This window comes from Geodermatophilus sp. SMS 5-13, from assembly GCF_059428245.1.
The window spans coordinates 1,413,860-1,431,120 of the sequence record NZ_CP165729.1; the positions used below are offsets into that span (position 1 = coordinate 1,413,860).

Annotated in this window: 15 protein-coding genes; 11 read left to right on the forward strand and 4 right to left on the reverse strand. The window is 73.8% G+C overall.

Going from position 1 to position 17,261, the window contains the following annotated elements; genetic code table 11:
* Positions 1-13 precede the first annotated feature (13 nt).
* Entirely contained in the window at positions 14-1,699 is a 1,686-nt protein-coding gene (locus tag AB3388_RS07020; protein WP_495410043.1) for a DUF885 domain-containing protein, read from the reverse strand.
* A gap of 102 nt (positions 1,700-1,801) precedes the next feature.
* Here AB3388_RS07020 and AB3388_RS07025 point away from each other — a divergent pair, with 102 nt between their 5' ends.
* Both AB3388_RS07025 and AB3388_RS07030 read left to right on the forward strand, forming a co-directional pair.
* On the forward strand, positions 1,802-2,164 hold the full coding sequence (locus tag AB3388_RS07025; RefSeq protein WP_495410044.1) for an ArsR/SmtB family transcription factor: 363 nt from the start codon (positions 1,802-1,804) through the stop codon (positions 2,162-2,164).
* Positions 2,161-2,646: an SRPBCC family protein gene (locus AB3388_RS07030; protein ID WP_495410045.1), complete on the forward strand. Its 486-nt coding sequence runs from the start codon at positions 2,161-2,163 to the stop codon at positions 2,644-2,646. Before AB3388_RS07025 ends, AB3388_RS07030 begins: the two co-directional genes overlap by 4 nt.
* 4 nt (positions 2,647-2,650) lie before the next feature.
* On the opposite strand, the gene AB3388_RS07035 is transcribed toward AB3388_RS07030, so the two are convergent.
* On the reverse strand, positions 2,651-3,298 hold the full coding sequence (locus AB3388_RS07035) for an HAD family hydrolase (RefSeq protein ID WP_495410046.1): 648 nt from the start codon (positions 3,296-3,298) through the stop codon (positions 2,651-2,653).
* Positions 3,299-3,380: 82 nt separating this feature from the next.
* On the opposite strand from AB3388_RS07035, the gene AB3388_RS07040 reads away from it, so the two are divergent.
* Complete coding sequence (locus AB3388_RS07040) at positions 3,381-4,712, forward strand: hypothetical protein (protein ID WP_495410047.1); 1,332 nt, start codon at positions 3,381-3,383, stop codon at positions 4,710-4,712.
* 28 nt (positions 4,713-4,740) lie between these two features.
* The gene (locus AB3388_RS07045; RefSeq protein ID WP_495410048.1) at positions 4,741-5,064 is read left to right on the forward strand and encodes a DMT family transporter; all 324 of its coding nucleotides are present in this window, start codon (positions 4,741-4,743) and stop codon (positions 5,062-5,064) included.
* A 7-nt stretch (positions 5,065-5,071) separates the two neighbouring features.
* Here the strand turns inward: AB3388_RS07045 and AB3388_RS07050 are convergent, their stop codons facing one another.
* Complete coding sequence (locus AB3388_RS07050; protein WP_495410049.1) at positions 5,072-5,890, reverse strand: helix-turn-helix domain-containing protein; 819 nt, start codon at positions 5,888-5,890, stop codon at positions 5,072-5,074.
* 118 nt (positions 5,891-6,008) lie between these two features.
* On the reverse strand, positions 6,009-8,009 hold the full coding sequence (locus AB3388_RS07055; RefSeq protein WP_495410050.1) for a hypothetical protein: 2,001 nt from the start codon (positions 8,007-8,009) through the stop codon (positions 6,009-6,011).
* Positions 8,010-8,233: 224 nt separating this feature from the next.
* On the opposite strand from AB3388_RS07055, the gene AB3388_RS07060 reads away from it, so the two are divergent.
* Genes AB3388_RS07060 through AB3388_RS07090 form a run of 7 tightly spaced genes read left to right on the forward strand, consistent with a single transcriptional unit; the run spans position 8,234 to position 17,239 of the window.
* Positions 8,234-10,234, forward strand: coding sequence for an acetoacetate--CoA ligase (locus tag AB3388_RS07060; RefSeq protein WP_495410051.1), 2,001 nt, complete (start codon positions 8,234-8,236; stop codon positions 10,232-10,234).
* Between the two features lie 19 nt (positions 10,235-10,253).
* Positions 10,254-12,062 (forward strand): PEP-utilizing enzyme, encoded by a 1,809-nt coding sequence (locus AB3388_RS07065; protein WP_495410052.1) that lies wholly within the window; start codon positions 10,254-10,256, stop codon positions 12,060-12,062.
* Positions 12,062-13,144, forward strand: coding sequence for a PEP/pyruvate-binding domain-containing protein (locus AB3388_RS07070; RefSeq protein ID WP_495410053.1), 1,083 nt, complete (start codon positions 12,062-12,064; stop codon positions 13,142-13,144). Before AB3388_RS07065 ends, AB3388_RS07070 begins: the two co-directional genes overlap by 1 nt.
* 1 nt (position 13,145) lies before the next feature.
* On the forward strand, positions 13,146-13,613 hold the full coding sequence (locus AB3388_RS07075) for an acetyl-CoA carboxylase biotin carboxyl carrier protein (protein ID WP_495410054.1): 468 nt from the start codon (positions 13,146-13,148) through the stop codon (positions 13,611-13,613).
* Entirely contained in the window at positions 13,610-14,959 is a 1,350-nt protein-coding gene (locus AB3388_RS07080; RefSeq protein WP_495410055.1) for an acetyl-CoA carboxylase biotin carboxylase subunit, read from the forward strand. Before AB3388_RS07075 ends, AB3388_RS07080 begins: the two co-directional genes overlap by 4 nt.
* Positions 14,959-16,416 carry a biotin carboxyl carrier protein gene (locus AB3388_RS07085; RefSeq protein WP_495410056.1) on the forward strand — a complete coding sequence of 486 codons (1,458 nt, stop codon included), beginning with the start codon at positions 14,959-14,961 and terminating at the stop codon, positions 16,414-16,416. Before AB3388_RS07080 ends, AB3388_RS07085 begins: the two co-directional genes overlap by 1 nt.
* Positions 16,409-17,239: an HAD-IIA family hydrolase gene (locus tag AB3388_RS07090; RefSeq protein ID WP_495410057.1), complete on the forward strand. Its 831-nt coding sequence runs from the start codon at positions 16,409-16,411 to the stop codon at positions 17,237-17,239. Before AB3388_RS07085 ends, AB3388_RS07090 begins: the two co-directional genes overlap by 8 nt.
* Positions 17,240-17,261 lie beyond the last annotated feature (22 nt).

Here is a 17,261-nt window from a genome sequence, read left to right on the forward strand (position 1 = left end):
CGGGGGCGCGCCGCTACAGCCGCGCCAGCTCGTCGCGCAGCGGACCCAGGCCGAGCGGACCGAGGTCGAGCACCGCCCGGTGCCAGGCCTTGAGGTCGAAGGCCGCGCCCGCCCGCGCCCGCGCCTCCTCGCGGCCGGTGAGGAAGACCCGCTCGCCGACCTTGTACACCGGCGCCTGGCCCGGCCAGCCGAGGTAGCGGTGCAGCTCGTCGGTGCGCATCCGGTCCTCCATCGACACGTGCCGCCGGAGGAAGGCCGCCGCCACCTCGTAGGTCCACCGGGGGCCGAACCCGGCCGCCGGGGGGATCGGCAGGTCCAGGTGCACGCCGATGTCCAGGACCACGCGGGCGGCCCGCAGCTCCTGCGCGTCGAGCATGCCCAGCCGGTCGCCCGGGTCCTCGAGGAAGCCGAGCTCGTCCATCAGCCGCTCGGCGTAGAGCGCCCAGCCCTCGGCGTGCGCCGAGCATTCGCAGAGCAGCCGCTGCCACCGGTTGAGCAGGGCGGCGTTGTGGACGGTCTGCCCGATCTGCAGGTGGTGGCCGGGCGCGCCCTCGTGGTAGACGGTCGTGGTCTCCCGCCAGGTCGTCATGTCGTCGACGCCGTCGGGCAGCGACCACCACATGCGGCCGGGCCGGCTGAAGTCCTCGGTCGGCCCGCTGTAGTAGACGCCCAGCCCGGAGATGCCGATGACCCGCCCCTCGAGCCGCCGCACCGGCTCCGGGATGTCGAAGTGGACGCCGTCCAGCGCCGCGATCGCCCGGTCGGCGGTCTCCTGCAGCCACGCCTGCAGCGCGTCACGGCCGCGGACCAGGCGGGCGGGCTCGGCGTCCAGTGCCGCCATCGCGCCCGCGACGCCGTCGCCCGGCGCGATCCGCTCGGCCACCGCCTCCTTCTCCGCGACGATCCGGGCCAGTTCCTCCCAGCCCCAGGCGTAGGTCTCCTCGAAGTCGAGGTCCACCCCGGTGAACCAGCGGGACTCGACGGCGTAGCGATCGCGGCCGGCCGCGTCCCGCTCCGGGGCACGCGGCAGCAGCTCCCGCTCGATGCGGTCGGCGAAGGCGGCCAGCGCGCCGGCTGCCAGGCCGGCGGCCCGGTCCAGGTCCCGCCGCAGGGCCTCGTCCTCGACGGGCGACCCGGCGGCGAGCCCGGCGAAGAAGCCGGGCCGGTCGGGGGACCCGGCCCACTCCCGGGCCACTCCCGCGGCCAGCCGCACCTGCCGCGCGGCCGAGGTGTGCCCGCCCGCCGCGGCCGCCTCCAGCCCGGTGGCGTAGCCGTCCAGGGCCTTCGGCATCGCCGCCAGCCGGCGCCCGACGGTGGCCCAGTCCTCCGCCGTCGCGGTGGGCATCAGATCGAAGATCATCCGGAAGTTCTGCAGGGGGCTGGCCGAGGTGTTGAGGTCCGCCTGGGCCAGGCCCGCCTCGTAGCGGTCCAGCTCCGCGCCGATCCGCTCCACCATCGCGGCTCGGGCGATCTCCTCCCGCCGGTCGGCCGGTGTCACGGCGGTGACCTCCGCCCGGGTCCGGCGCAGCAGATCCGCCATGGCGGCGTGCCCGTCGGGGGAGAGGTCCGGCCAGCGGTCGTCGTGCCCGGGGACGCCGATGTAGGTCGCGGCCACCGGCTGCGCGGCGGCGTAGTCCTCGACGAACCGGTCGGCGAGGCGGTCGAGCTCGGACGGCGGGCGGCCCTGTGGTGCGTTCACCGGCGCAACGTAACCCCGGCCCTTCTTCAACCGCACGGTTGACAACGTCGACGTCCTGGGGCTACGGTCCTCCTCAACCGAGCGGTTGAGAAAGGAGACGGGATGGCAGACCCCCTGTCCCGCGTCTTCTCGGCTCTCGCCGATCCGATCCGGCGCGACATGGTCGCCCGGCTGGCCTCCGGCGACGCCACTGTCAACGAGCTCGCCGCGCCCTACGACGTCACCGTCCAGGCGGTCTCCAAGCACCTCAAGGTGCTCGAGGACGCCGGCCTGGTCAGCCGCAGCCGGGAGGCCCAGCGCCGCCCGGTGCACCTCGAGGCGGAGGTGTTCGACCTGATGACCAAGTGGATCGAGCGCTACCGCCGCGAGGCCGAGGAGCGCTACCGCCGCCTCGACGACGTCCTCGCCGCCCTGCCGGACGAGGAGCCCACCAGCGCACCACCCCGGAGAGGAGCACCGTCATGACCGCCGCCCGCACGCACGAGACGCAGATCGAGGTCGACCAGAAGGTCCCACTCGTGCGCATCGTCCGCGAGTTCGACGCCCCGCCGGAGAAGGTCTACCGCGCACACGTCGACCCGGAACTGGTCGTCCGCTGGAACGGCCCGCGCGACCTGCAGATGACGGTCGAGACCTGGGACGCACGCACCGGCGGCGAGTACCGCTTCGTCCACCGGCGGGGCGACGAGGAGTACCGCTTCCGCGGCACCTTCCACGAGCTGCGGCCGAACGAGCTCATCGTCCAGACGTTCACCTTCGAGGGCATGCCGGACGGGGTCGCGCTGGAGAAGATCGCCTTCGAGGACCTCGGCGACGGCCGCACCCGGCTGGTCGCCACCTCGCTGGTCGACTCGTTCGAGGGCCGCGACGCTTTCGTCGCCACCGGCATGGAGACCGGCGTGGTCGAGGGTTACGAGCAGCTCGACGAGGTGCTGGCCGGGACCTGACCGCTCAGCGCCAGGTGACCGTCTCGGGACGCCGGCCGAGGAGCCGCTCGACCTTCCGGGCGTCCTTCTCGCCGGCGTTCACCAGCACCGGCCGCGGCGTGCCGGCGAACAGCGGCACGTCGGAGGTGCTGTCGCTGTACACGACGCGCCACGGTGGGGGATGACCGCGCTCGGCCAGCATCCGCACCTTCTCCTCGCCCATCGCCCGGCGCACCCGCGGCGGGCGGACCGAGCCGGTGGAGCCGACCACGTCGAGCTCGCCCAGCCCGATGGCGCGCAGGAACCCGCGGGCCAGCACCTCCTCGCAGCCGGTGGCGACGACGACCTCGTCGCCCTCGGCCCGGTGCCGGCGCACGCAGGCGATCGCCTCCGCGACCGCGGCCTCCGGCTTGCCGGTGAGGGCCTCGCCGTAGGCCTCGGCGACCACCTCGACGTCGGACTCCGCCCGGCCGCCGACCGCCAGCCGGGTCATCGCCCGCGCGGCCAGCGGGCGCAGTTGCGGCACCGCGGAGCCCGGCAGGAGCAGCGGCGCGGCGAGCAGCAGCGGCAGCAGGCGGCCCGGTGCCCGGCGCAGCCGGCCGTGCAGGAACAGCGTGGAGGCGTCGCCGCCGAGCAGCACCTTGTCGAGGTCGAAGACGACGGTCGGCGGCATGGCAGCTACATACCGCCGACGGAGGAAACGATGCGTTCCATGAACGGTGGACCCCGGGCCGCGACCCTGGCACCGTTCCGCCATGAGCAGCAGCGCTGCCGTGCTGACGCCGTCGGCGGTCCTCGCGCCCCGCGACTGCGCGGTCTCCGTGGTCGTCCTCGTCCCCTTCCTCCTCGACGGGGCGGGCGCGTCCGCGCCGGCCGCTGCCGTGAGCCCGCGGCTGCCGTCGCGGGCCGGGACGCCGCTGCCGGAGGACCCTGCCCCCGGGCTCTACCGGTACCGCAGAGTGCTCGGCGAGCTGCGGCTGTGGGGCTACTCGAACCAGGTCAACCTGACGTTGCGCGAGTCGCTCCCGCACCGCCTGCGCCGGGACCGGCTCGGCGCGCGGGTGCAGCCGGCGTTACCGGTCCCCGGACAGGGACGGTGGCGGGCCGTCGGCGCCGTCCTCGACATCTGGACGGCGGGCGTCGGGCTGGCCGCGCTGGTCTACGAGCTGACCGAGTCGGACGCGGTGACGTGGGCCGAGGTCCGCGACAGCGTGACCGGGACCGACAGCGACACGGGCAGGGACACGCCCGACGCCGTCCTCGCCCGGACCCGGAGGCTGCTCGACTCGGCCGCCGTGCCGACGAGCGGGTCGCACCGGCCGCTGTGGGCCCAGGCGCTGTTCATGGTGCGGGCGGGCGAGGGGCCGCAGCCCACCGACGTCGACGCCGTGGCGTGCGAGCTCACCCGCCGAGGGGACAGGCTGCAGCCGCGGGGTGACTGGCCGCGGGACGCGGCCCGCCTGGGCAGGGAGGCGTGCGTCGTGTCGACGGCCGAGGACGCGGAGCTGGCCGGGGCGCTGGGCCGCGTGCTGGCCACCCAGTCGGTGGCCTGGGCGGCGGCGATCGACATGGACCGCTACCTCGGCGGACTCCTGGTGAACGGCGGGACGGAGGCGCGCCGCCTGTCCCTGGAGAAGCTGCAGAGCCGCTCCATCGACCTGCTCGCGGAGTTCGAACGCGTCCAGCAGTTCCGGGCCGGTATCGAGCTCCTCCCGTTGCACCTCGGCGCGCCGGACAAGGCGGTCTGGGAGTGCGTCAGCGGCGTGTGGGAGCTGGACAAGCAGCTCGCGGCGATGGACACCAAGCTGACCGCCGTCGAGCACGTGTACGGCCACCTCGCCACGGCCATGGCCGACCGGCAGGCCCGGTTCCTCAACTGCGTGGTGCTCGGGGTGACCTGCCTGAGCCTGGCCACCTTCGTCCTCACCGTCTGGGACTTCACCCAGAAGAACTTCGACCCGTTCCACGGGCTCAGCGGCTGGGTCGCCCTGCTCTCGGGCGCGGTGGCGGTGCTGTTCTTCGTCGTCGTGTGGCGCACGAGCACGACGGACGCGCGGATCGGACGGCGGCCGGGGAGGGGCGGCTGAGGGTCGGCCACTCCTAGGATCGGCGGTGATGGCCTACCTGCTGCTCGGCTGCGCCATCGCGGCCGAGGTCCTGGCCACCTCGCTGCTCGGGCGCACGAACGGCTTCACCGTCCTGCTGCCCAGCGTCGTCGTGCTGGCCGGGTACGCGGTCTCGTTCTTCCTGCTCTCGATCGTCGTGAAGACCATGCCGGTGGGCATCGCCTACGCGATCTGGTCGGGGGTGGGCACGCTGGCCGTCGTCGGCATCGGCGTCACCCTGCTCGGCCAGCCGCTGACGGTGTGGCAGTTCGTGGGGGTGGCGCTGGTCGTCGCCGGCGTCGTCCTCATCAACGTCGGCGGCCCCGTCCACTGACCGGCGCTCAGACGGCGAACCCGGCCGCCCGGACGCGCTCCTCGACGGTGCGGACGGCGGTCTGCAGGTCCGCCAGGTGCAGCTGCACCATCCCGGTGAGCGACATGATCTGCCGCCGCCAGGTGAGGTTGATGCAGCCGACCACGCGGTCGCCCGGCCGGATCGGCATCGCGATCGACTCGCGGCCGTCGTCCACCTCCGTGCGCGGACGGTCGTGGTCGCCGCCGAAGTCGGGCGCGCGGACGCCGTAGCCGCGCCGCCGCGTGGTCGCGACCAGCTTGCGGACCGCGGCGTCGTCCCTCGCCAGCCGGTACGCCGGCCCCTCCTTGTGCCGGAGCCGGGCCAGCACCGCCTCGAGCTCCGGCTCGGGGCAGAACGCGAGATACGCGCGCCCGGACGCCGAGCCGAGCATGTTCACCCGGTAGCCGTGCGGCCGCGGCGGGAGCAGGTCGAAGTAGGTCCGCGAGCTGTTGGTCTCCAGCGTCACCATGTGGTCCAGCCGCGGCACCGAGAGCACCGAGGGCCAGCGCACCCGCGAGGTGAGCTCCTCCAGCACCGGCGAGGCGATCTCCACCAGCCACGCGTCGTCGTCGCTCGCGGCCCGGCGCTGCAGCGTGTGGCTCGGGAGGAAGGCGCCGTCGACCATCCGCTGCCAGACCAGGCCGTGCTGGTGGGCGGTCTTGAGGATCCGGGTCAGCGTGGGCTTGGGGATGCCGGTCGCGAGGTGCAGGTCGTGCAGGCTCGCGGCGCCCGCCTCCTGCAGCACCTGCAGCACCTGCAGGCCGCGCGACAGGGCGTCGATCGGCTTCACCCGGTAGTCCCGCACGGACCACCTCCGAGCGCTCCGATGAACCGTAGACGTCGAGGCTGCCACACCGTCCGCGCCGCGAAGACGGCTGTGCGGTGCCGCCGGCACGCCGGCGGCACCGCACTCGGGCGAGCGGTTACGGGGTCGGGGTGACCGCGTCGCCCGTGCCCTGGTCGACCGTGCCGTCGTCGGAACCGGTGGTCGCCGGGTCGGTGGCCGCCGGGTCGGTGGTGACGTCGCCGCTGCCCTGGTCGGCGGTGCCGTCGTCGGTCCCGGTGGACGCCGGGTCGGTGGTGGTGCCGGCGTCGCCGGTGCCCTGGTCGACCGTGCCGTCATCGGAACCGGCGGACGGCGCCGTCGGCGAGTCCGCCACCGGGAGCGGGACCTCCACCGCGTTGCGGGGGAAGCGGATCCGCCACACCTGGCCGCCCGGGGTGCTCTCGTCGACGTCGGCCGTGGCCGGGTCGTCCGCGAGGCCCTCGGCCGGCGAGGTGCTGTAGGCGGAGGCGAAGACCCGACCGTCGCGCCCGACCGCGATGCCGGAGGGCGCGGGGACCGCCACCTCCGTCCGGGTGCTCTTCTCGAGATCGACGCGGACGACGCTGCCGTCGCTGCTGTCGCTGCTGTCGGCCTCGGAGAGGTAGGCGTACCGGCCGTCGCCGTCCACGGCCAGGCCGCGGACCTCGGTGAAGCCGTCCCACCGGCCGTTCTCCTGGCCGGTCGCCGCGTCGTAGCGCACGAGCGACGTGCCGGCGGCCACGTAGACGTTGCCGTCGCCGTCCTCGGCCAGCGCGCTGGGCGCCGGCTGCGCGTCGCCCGCCTCGGCCTGGAAGGTCGCGAAGGCCGACACGGTCGCCGGCGGCAGGCACTCGGCGGTCAGCTGGCCGTCGGCGCAGTTCTCCGGCAGCGCCGCGGAGCTGTCCGGCGTCACCTTCCACACCGTGCCGGTGCCGGCGTCGGCCACGAGCACGTACCCGTCGGCGCCGGACCCCTGGTCCGTCGTGGGGTTCACCACGAGGACGGCGGTCGGGTTGCTGGCGGCGGTCCCGGCGGCGGTGACGTCGGTGGCGGCGTCGCCGGTGCCCTGGTCGAGGGTGCCGTCGTCGGAACCGGTGGTCGCCGGGTCGGTGGTGGTGGCGGCGTCGCCGGTGCCCTGGTCGAGGGTGCCGTCGTCGGAACCGGTGGTCGCCGGGTCGGTGGTCACGTCGCCGGTGCCCTGGTCGGCGGTGCCGTCGTCGGAACCGGTGGTCGCCGGGTCGGTGGTCACGTCGCCGCTGCCCTGGTCGGCGGTGCCGTCGTCACTGCCGGTGGTCGGGGTGGTGGTGTCGGCGGGGACGTCGCCGGTGCCCTGGTCGGCGGTGCCGTCGTCACTGGCGGCGGCGTCGAGGTCCACCCACGGCACGGTGACACCGTCCGCGCTGACCAGGAGCTCGCCCTGCGTGTCCGCCGAGGAGGTGCCCTCAGCCGCGCTCGCGTCGGACGGCGCCGACTCCTGCGCGATGATCACGAACCCGGACGTGGCCGCCACGCCCGCGGGACCGCTCGCGTCGCTGCCGTCGCGTCCGGCGACGGAGGCCAGCTGGGACGCGATCTCCTGGGGACCCCGGTCGGAGCCGCGGTTCCGCTGGCCGATCGCGGTGATCGCGCCGGTGTCCCCGCTGCAGAGCTCGTCGCCCGTCCCCGCCTGCGACGAGGACGCCGAGCCGTCGACGGCCGGCACGTCGCCGCTGCCCTGGTCGGCGGTGCCGTCGTCGCTGCCGGTGGTCGGGGTGGTGGTGTCGGTGGGGACGTCGCCGGTGCCCTGGTCGGCGGTGCCGTCGTCACTGCCGGCGGTGGGGGTGGTGGTGACGTCGCCGGTGCCCTGGTCGGCGGTGCCGTCGTCACTGCCGGCTGCTGTCGCGCCGGTGCCGTCCGCGGCAGCCGGGGACGCGGCCACGCAGTCCTCGCCGCCCGAGCCGGCCTCGGCGACCAGCAGGGTGCGCCCGGACCAGGCGAGCTGGCGCGGGTTGTCCAGGTGATCGGCGACGACCTTCGATTCACCCCCTCTCCCACTCGACGGGCCTTGATCGGCGTGAGCCGCTGTCGCGCTCCCCAGCAGGGCGGCGAACGCCCCTGCCGCAACGAGGTACCTGCGCATCGAATCCTCCGCAATGGCTGTGCAGTTCCGGGTCGACGAACCCCCACGCGGGAAGGGGTTGCGCTCGATGCGCGGGAACGCTAAAAGCCGCCTTGGGGGAGTTGGGACTCCCCAATGTGGGCCGAGACCAACGTCCCTGGCCGCCGGCTGCGTCTTTTCGCAGCGCGAAAAGCAGGCAGATGAGTGTTGCCGATCACACCCTCCGGAAGTCAGGGTTTCCGGCCATGGGGACGACGGCGTCGCAGGGAACCGGGCTCGCGGTGCGTGAGGGCGAACTGCTCTGGACGCCCTCGCCCGAGCGGGTCGAGCGGACCCGCCTGACCGAGTTCACCCGCTTCGCCGCCGAGCGCACCGGCCGCGCCTTCGACGACTACGAGGCGTTGTGGCGGTGGTCGACCACCGAGCTCGAGGAGTTCTGGTCGGCGATCTGGGACTTCTTCGACGTGCAGGCCTCGGAGCCGCCGACCGCGGTCCTGGCCGAGCGGGCCATGCCGGGCGCGCGGTGGTTCCCCGGGGCGCGGCTGAACTTCGCCGAGCACGTGCTGCGGCAGGAGCGCCCGGGCGAGCCCGCGCTGCTCTTCGTCGACGAGACGTCGCCGGTGCGCGAGCTGCCGTGGGAGGAGTTCGCCGGCCAGGTCCGCCGGTTCGCCGCCCACCTGCGGGCGGTCGGGGTGCGCCCGGGTGACCGCGTCGTCGCCTACCTGCCCAACGTGCCCGAGGCGATCGTGGCGATGGTGGCCAGCGCGAGCGTCGGCGCGGTCTGGGCGGCCTGCTCGCCCGACTTCGGCGCCCGCGGTGCCCTGGACCGGCTCGGCCAGCTCGCCCCCACCGTGCTGCTCGCCGCCGACGGCTACCGCTACGGCGGCCGCGACTTCGACCGGCGGTCCGAGGTGGCCGAGATCGTCGCCGGCCTGCCGAGCCTGCGGGACGTCGTCGCCGTCCCCGTCCTCGGCCTGGAGAGCACCGGGACGCCGTGGGCGCAGATCCAGGCCGGCCCGGACGTCGACGACTTCGCCTGCGAGCAGGTGCCCTTCGACCACCCGCTGTGGGTGCTGTTCTCCTCGGGCACGACCGGGCTGCCCAAGGCGATCGTGCACGGCCACGGCGGGATCCTGCTCGAGCAGCTCAAGGCGCAGGCCTTCCACATGGACCTGCGCGCCGGCGACCGGGCGTTCTTCTTCACCACCACCGGCTGGATGATGTGGAACTTCCTGGTCGCCACCCTGCTCTCCGGAGTGGCGCCGGTGCTCTACGACGGCAACCCCAGCCACCCGGACGTCGACGTCCTCTGGCGGGTCGCCCAGGACAGCCGCGCCCGCCTGTTCGGGGCCAGCCCCACGTTCGTCGAGCTCATGCAGAAGGCCGGCGTCGTCCCGCGGGAGCGCTTCGACCTCTCCGCCCTGGAGACGATCATGCCCGCCGGCTCACCGGTGGCGCCCGCGATCACCGCGTGGTTCTACAGCGACGTCAAGGCCGACCTCTGGATCGCCACCGGCAGCGGCGGCACCGACGTCTGCAGCGGCCTGGTCGGTGGCGTGCCGACGCTGCCGGTGCGGGCCGGGGAGATCCAGGGCCGCTCGCTCGGCGTGGCCGCCGAGGCGTGGGACGACGCCGGGCAGCCGGTCGTCGGCCGGGTGGGGGAGCTGGTCATCACCGCGCCGATGCCGTCGATGCCGCTGTTCTTCTGGGGTGACGAGGACGGCGCCCGCTACCGCGCCAGCTACTTCGAGACGTTCCCCGGGATCTGGCGGCACGGCGACTTCTTCGAGGTGAACGAGCGCGGCGGCTGCTTCGTCCGCGGCCGCTCCGACGCCGTCCTCAACCGGCAGGGGGTGCGGATCGGCACCGCCGAGATCTACCGCGTGGTCGAGGACGATCCCGCCGTCCGCACCTCGCTCGTGGTCAACCTCGACCTGCCGGGCGGCGGGTTCTTCATGCCGCTGTTCGTCGTCCTGGCCGAGGGCCAGGAGCTGACCGAGGAGCTGGCGGCGCGGCTGCGCCGCAGCCTGCGCCAGGAGTACAGCCCCCGGCACGTGCCGGACCGGATCATCGCCGTCCGCGCCGTCCCACTGACCCGCAGCGGCAAGAAGATGGAGGTCCCGGTCCGCCGGCTCCTCCTCGGCGCCGACGCAGCAACCGTCGCCGACCCCAGTGCCATGGCCGATCCCGAGGCCTTGGCCGACTACGTCGAGTACGCCCGCACGCAGCGGGACTACACCCTCTGACAAGGAGATCGAGAGAGCCATGACCGAGCGCTCGTTCCCGCTGCCCTCCCAGATCGCCGACGTCGCCGGCGCCGAGGGCTGGGAGCAGATGTACCCCTACTTCTCGCGGTTCCAGCCGGAGGACGACCAGCGGTTCTGGTTCTACAACTCCATGCACTTCCCCGAGGTGATCCCGGCGTTCGACGGCATCACCTCGGAGATCCCGTACACGGCGATCGGCGCCAACCTCGCCCGGATGTTCTCCTTCCCGACGACGCTCGGCATCGAGTACCGCATCCTCAACGGCCGGGTCTACATCACCGCCAACCCGGTGCTCGACCCGGCGCAGGTGGAGCAGCGGCTGCCGCACTTCCAGGAGCGCGCCGGCCACTACTACGAGAACTGGGACCGCATCTACGGCGAGTGGCAGCAGCGGATGGACGCGCTGATCGCCGAGATCGAGGCGGTCGAGGTGCCCGTGCTCGGCGACCTCGACGACCTCGCGGTGGTCACCGGCGGCCGGGGCATCGCGTCCAACCACTACCTGCGCGAGAACTACCACCGCTGCATCGACCTGTACTCGACGATGTGGCACTACCACACCGAGATGCTGCAGCTCGGCTACGGCGCCTACGTCGTCTTCTTCGAGTTCTGCAAGCAGGCCTTCCCGGAGATGGGCGACCAGATGGTCGCCCGGATGGTCGCCGGCATGGACGTCACCATGTACCGGCCGGACGACGAGCTGAAGAAGCTGGCCGCCCTCGCCGTCGAGCTCGACCTCGCCGATCTGTTCGTCGAGGGCGCCGAGCCGAACAAGGTCCTCGCCGCCCTGGGGGAGCGCGGCCAGAACGGCACCCGCTGGCTGGCCGCGTTCGAGGAGGCCAAGGACCCGTGGTTCAACGTCTCGGTCGGTGACGGCTTCTACCACCACCACCTGTCCTGGGCCGACGACCTGACCGTCCCGTTCGCGGCGCTGCCCCGCTACGTCGAGCAGCTCCGCGCCGGCGAGGACCTCACCCGGCCCACCGAGCGGCTGGCCGAGGAGCGCGACCGGATCGCCGACGAGTACCGGGCGCTGCTCGGCTCCGACGAGGAGAAGGCCGCCTTCGACCAGATGCTGGGCCTGTGCCGGCAGGTGTTCCCCTACATCGAGAGCCACAAGTTCTACTGCGAGCACTGGTTCACGACCCGCTTCTTCCAGAAGATCCGCGCTTTCGGGCAGCTGCTGGCCGACCGGGGCGTGCTGCGCGAGGCCGACGACGTGTTCCACCTGCGGCACGTCGAGGTCGAGGACGCCCTCGCCGACGTGCAGCTGGCCTGGGCCGGTGGTGGCACGGAGCTCGGCGCCCGCCACTGGCAGCCGATCGTGGCGCGGCGCAAGGAGATCGTCGAGGCGCTGTCGGCCTGGTCGCCGCCACCGGCGCTGGGCCCGGTGCCCCCGGCGCTCAACGACCCCGCGGTGAAGATGCTCTGGGGCATCACCGACGAGACGATCGAGACCTGGCTCGGCGACGAGGAGCTCGACGAGAACGTCGTCCGCGGCTACGCCGCCTCGCCCGGCGTGGTCGAGGGCGTCGCCCGGGTGCTGATGAACGTCAACGAGATCGGCTCGATCCGCGAGGGCGAGGTCCTCGTCTGCCCGGTGACCGCGCCCAGCTGGGGCCCGGTGTTCGGCAAGATCGCCGCGGCGGTCTCCGACATCGGCGGCACGATGTCGCACGCGGCGATCGTCGCCCGCGAGTACGGCATGCCGGCGGTCGTCGGCACCGGGACCGCCACCGCGAAGATCCGCACCGGCGACCGCCTCCGCGTCGACGGCGACCGCGGCATCGTGACGGTGCTGCGCTGATGATCACGATCGACACCCGTCCCGTCCTGCACTTCTCCGAGCTCGGCAAGGACGACGTCCCGCGCGTCGGCGGCAAGGGCGCCAGCCTCGGCGAGCTGCTGCGCGCCGGGATCCGGGTGCCCACCGGCTACGCGGTGACGACGGCGGCGTTCGCCCGGACCGTCGAGCACCTCGAGCTCGACGGCGTCCCGATCGCCGACGTCGTCGCGGCGCTCGACCCCGCCGAGCCCGAGGCGCTGGCCGCCACCGCCGCCCGGGTGCGCGCGGTGGTGGAGTCCGCGCCGCTGCCGGCCGAGGTCGCCGAGGCGATCGGTGCCGCCTACACGGCGCTGGGCGAGGAGTGCGGCGATCCCGACCAGCCGGTCGCCGTCCGCTCCAGCGCGACCAGCGAGGACAGCGCCGAGGACAGCTTCGCCGGCCTGCAGGACACCTACCTGTGGGTCCGCGGCGCCGACTCCGTCGTCGCGCACGTGCGCCGCTGCTGGGCCAGCCTCTACAGCGTCGAGTCGGTGACCTACCGCCGCCGGCGCGGCATCCCGGAGACCGACCTCGGCATGGCCGTCGTCGTCCAGCGGATGGTCGGCGCCCGCAGCTCCGGCGTGATGTTCACCCGCAGCCCGCTCACCGGCGACCGGTCGGTCGTCGCCGTCGACGCCAGCTGGGGGCTGGGCTCGGCCGTGGTCAGCGGCGACGTCACCCCCGACTCGTTCGTCGTCAGCAAGGTGACCGGCGAGGTCGCCAAGCGCACGATCGCGACCAAGACCCGCTGGCACCGGCCGGACCCCTCCGGCCACGGCGTGGTCGAGATCGACGTGCCGGCCGAGCTGCAGGACCGCCCGTCGATCTCCGACGAGGAGCTCGCCGAGCTGGTGGCGACCGCCCGCCGGGTCGAGGCGCACTACGGCCGCCCGCAGGACATCGAGTGGGCGGTCGCGGAGTCCGACGGCCTGGTCCACCTGCTGCAGAGCCGGCCGGAGACGGTGTGGGCGGAGAAGGACGCCGCGGCGAAGGTCACCGCCCCGACGGCGCGGCCGTTCGACCACGTCTTCAACCTGCTCGGCGGCAAGAAGCCGGGAGCGTGACGTGGACCTGACACCGGACGACGTGCGCGACGTCCTGCGGGTGCTGGACTCCAGCGGGCTGGCCGAGCTGCACCTGGAGACGGCGGACCTGACGCTGACCGTGCGCCGCGAGGGCGCGACCGGCTGGACGGCGGAGCAGACGGTCCGCCGGGCGCCGGCGGTGGAGCGAACCGAGCCGGTGGTGGACGTCGACGAGACCTCCTCGGCCGATGCGGAGGTCCCCGAGGGGCTGGTCGCCGTCCACCCGCCGCTGCTGGGCACCTTCTACCGGGCGCCGCAGCCGGGGTCGCCGCCGTTCGTCGACGTCGGGGACGAGGTCGACGAGGACACGGTGGTCGGCATCGTCGAGACCATGAAGATGATGACGCCGGTGCACGCCGGCGTCCGGGGGTCGGTCGTGGAGTTCCGTCTGGGCAACGGCGAGTTCGCGGAGAAGGACGCCGTGCTCGTGGTGGTGAAGCCGACATGAGGCGGATCCACCGCCTGCTGATCGCCAACCGCGGCGAGATCGCCGCGCGGGTGATCCGCACCTGCGCCCGGCTGGGCATCGAGTCGGTGCTGGCCGCCTCCGACGCCGACCTCGACTCGCTGCCGGCCCGGCTGGCCGACCGGGTCGTACGGCTCGGCCCGGCGCCGGCCGCGCAGTCCTACCTCGACCCGGCCGCGGTCGTCCGCGCGGCGCTCTCGGTGGGGGCCGACGCCGTCCACCCCGGGTACGGGTTCCTCTCCGAGAACCCGGCGCTGGCGCGGGCCTGCGCCGACGCGGAACTGATCTTCGTCGGGCCGAGCATCGAGTCGCTGCACGCGGTGGGCGACAAGCTGACCGCCCGCACGCACGCGCTGGCCGCCGGGCTGCCGGTCGTGCCGGGCGGGGAGGCCGCCGACCTGGCCGCGGCGCAGGCCGTCGCGGCCGAGGTCGGCTACCCGCTGCTGGTCAAGGCGGTCGGCGGGGGCGGCGGGCGCGGCATGAAGCGGGTGCACTCCGCCGCCGAGCTGCCGCACACCCTCGACCTCGCGGTGGCCGAGGCGGCCGCCGCCTTCGGGGATCCGCGGGTGTACCTGGAGCGGTTCGTGGAGTCCGGCCGGCACGTCGAGGTGCAGGTGCTCGGCGACGGGGTGTCCGCCGTGGCCCTGGGCGACCGTGACTGCTCGGTGCAGCGCCGCTACCAGAAGCTGTTCGAGGAGGCCCCGGCGCCGCAGATCCCCGAGCGGGTGCGGGCCGAGATGGCCGACGCCGCGCTCGCCCTCGCCGTCCACCTCGGCTACCGCGGGCTGGGCACGGTCGAGCTGCTCTACGACCGCGAGCGGGAGAGCTTCTACTTCCTCGAGATGAACGCCCGCATCCAGGTCGAGCACCCGGTCACCGAACTGGTCACCGGCCTGGACCTGGTCGCCGAGCAGCTCGCCGTCGCCGAGGGGCTGCCGCTGCGGCTGCGCCAGGAGGACGTCGTCCTCACCGGGCACGCGGTCGAGTGCCGGATCAACGCCGAGGACTGGGCGCACGGCTTCCGGCCCTCGCCGGGGCGGATCGACCGCGTGGTGCTGCCGGTCGGCGACGGCATCCGCGTCGACACCCACGTGCAGGGCGGCTCCGTCGTCCCGCCGTACTACGACTCCCTGCTGGCCAAGCTGATCGTGCACGGGGCCGACCGCGCCGACGCGCTGGCGCGGGCGCGCGCCGCACTGGAGCTGCTGCGCATCGACGGCGTGACGACGACGGTGCCCGTGCACCGGGCGCTGCTCGCGGACCCGGAGTTCGGGGCCGGCGGGGTGGACACGGCGTACTTCGAGCGGTTCCTCGCGGGGGTGGCGTGATGGCAGACATCGGGCTGGTCGACGTCTCGATCCGCGACGGCAACCAGAGCCTGTGGGGCGCGACCGGGCTGCGCACCGAGCACGTGCTGCAGATCGCCCCGGTGCTGGAGCGGGTCGGCTTCCGGGCGCTGGACTTCACGTCGAGCACCGCGATGGGCGTCTCGGTGCGCAACCACCGCCAGGACCCGTGGGAGCGGATCCGGCTGACCCGCGCGCTCATGCCGACGACGAAGCTGCAGCTGATCGGCACCGGCTTCCGGTTCATCTCCTGGGAGAACTCGCACCCGGAGACGATGCAGCTGGTCTACGACCGGCTCGCGGTCAACGGCATCGACCGGGTCGTCGTCCTCGACCCCATGCACGACATGGACGCCGCCCGCGAGACCGCCCGGCGGCTGAAGAAGGCCGGCATCGACGAGGTGGTCGGCGCGCTGACGTTCACGATCAGCGCGGTGCACGACGACGCCTTCTACGCCGATCTGGCCCGGCAGATGCGCGAGTGCCCCGACATCGACCGGGTGTACGTCAAGGACCCGGCCGGGATCCTCTCGGCCGACCGCGCCCGGACGCTGTTCCCCGCCATCAAGGCGCAGCTGGGCGACACCCCGCTGGAGCTGCACTCGCACGCCACCATCGGGCTCTCGCCGCAGACCTACGCGATCGCGCCGTCGCTGGGGGTCGAGGTGGTGCAGACCGGCTGCGGCGCGCTCGGCAACGGCTCGTCGCTGCCGGAGGCGCAGCGCACGGTGGCCAACCTGCGCGAGATGGGGCACACGGTCGACATCGACGACCGGGCGCTGGAGCTGGCCTGCCGGTTCTTCGACGAGCACGCGGCGGCCGAGCAGCTGCCGGTGGGCGGGCCGCAGGACTTCGACGCGGCGTTCCTGCACCACCAGATCGCCGGCGGGGTCATGACGACGACGCGGCGGCAGCTGCGCGAGATCGGCATGGAGGACCGGTTCGAGAGCCTCATCGAGGAGGTCGGCCGGGTCCGCGCGGAGCTGGGGTACCCGATCATGGTCACGCCGTTCCCGCAGATGGTGGTCTCGCAGGCACTGTTCAACGTGATGGGGGAGCGGTACGCGAACGTGCCCGACCAGGTGATCCGCTACGCGCTGGGCAGCTTCGGCCGCCCGACCGCGCCGATCGAGCCCGGCGTGCTGGACCGCATCCTCGACCGGCCGCGGGCCCGCGAGCTGGCGGCGGAACCGCCGCCACCGTCACCGGAGGAGCTGCGCCGCCGGTTCCCCGGCGTCTCCGACGAGGAGCTGCTGCTGCGCGCGCACATGCCGGCCGAGCAGGTCGACGCGATGGTCGCCGCCGGCCCCGCGCCGCGGCACTACAACCCGTCGCTGGCGCCGGTGCTGTCGCTGCTGTCGGAGCTGGGCTCGCGGACGTCGGTGCACGACCTGGCGGTGGCCAAGGACGGGTTCTCCCTGGCGGTGCGCCGTGGCTGAGTCGCTGGCCCGGGTGCGCGGCTTCGTCCTCGACATGGACGGCACGTTGGTGCTGGGCGACCGCAACAACACGGGGCTCACCCCGCTGCCGGGGGCGCTGGAGTTCCTCACCACGCTGACCGACCTCGGCCTCCCGTTCTGCGTCTTCACCAACGGCACGGTGAAGACGCCGGCGCAGTGCGCCGATGCGCTGCAGGACGCAGGCCTGCCGGTGCCGTCGGACGCGGTGCTCACCCCGGCGTCGTCGGCGGTCGAGGTCTTCCGTGAGCGCGGACACCGGCGGGTCATGGTGCTCGGCGTCAAGGGCATCACCGAGGTGCTGGAGCAGGCCGGGATCGAGGCCCTGCCGCCGCTGCGCGGGACGGCGTGCGACGCCGTGTTCGCCGGCTGGTACCGCCAGGAGCTCACGATGGAGGCGCTGGAGGCCGCCATCGACGCCGTCGAGGGCGGGGCGCCGTACTACAGCGCCTCGCAGTCGCCGTACTTCGCCACGTCGGAGGGTCGCAGCCTCGGCTCGTCCCGGGCGATCAGCGCGGTGGTCAAGGACCTGACCGGGGCGCGGGTCACCGTCGTCGGCAAGCCGTCGCTGCAGGCGCTGCGCGCGTCGTCCCGGCACCTCGGTGTGCCGGTGGATGAGCTGGCCGTGGTCGGTGACGACCCGGAGCTCGAGGTGCCGATGGCGCGCGAGGGCGGGGCGTTCGCCGTTGCCGTCCACACCGGGATCGGGCACGCGGAGTCCTTCGCCGACCTGCCCGAGGACGCGCGACCGCACCTCGACCTGCCCGACGTGGGGGCCCTCGCCGAGCTGATCCGCGCCCGGTAGGAGCGCCCGTGGCGGTGTCGGG